General features: G+C 53.7%; 1 tRNA gene and 1 rRNA gene. Both read right to left on the minus strand.

Annotated features, from left to right (window positions below):
• Nucleotides 1–21 precede the first annotated feature (21 nt).
• Nucleotides 22–98: transfer RNA gene (locus GJ700_RS34845), tRNA-Ile, on the minus strand.
• A 67-nt stretch (nt 99–165) separates the two neighbouring features.
• Nucleotides 166–255: ribosomal RNA gene (locus GJ700_RS34850) — 16S ribosomal RNA — on the minus strand; the annotation flags it as partial.

A 255-nucleotide genomic window follows, 5' to 3' on the forward strand; every position in this document is an offset into this window, starting at 1 on the left:
GGTATTGCTTGATGCTTGGACTGGTAGGGCTGGTTGGGCTCGAACCAACGACCCCCGCGTTATCAACACGGTGCTCTAACCAGCTGAGCTACAGCCCCAACATGCTTTTCGTTCTTCTTTAGAACAGCCGATAAGTGTGAGTATTAGGCGGACAGCCTACTCTAGAAAGGAGGTGATCCAGCCGCACCTTCCGATACGGCTACCTTGTTACGACTTCACCCCAGTCACGAATCCTACCGTGGTAAGCGCCCTCCT

The organism is Pseudoduganella rivuli, assembly GCF_009674485.1.
In the GTDB taxonomy this organism is placed as follows: Bacteria; Pseudomonadota; Gammaproteobacteria; order Burkholderiales; family Burkholderiaceae_D; genus Rugamonas; species Rugamonas rivuli_B.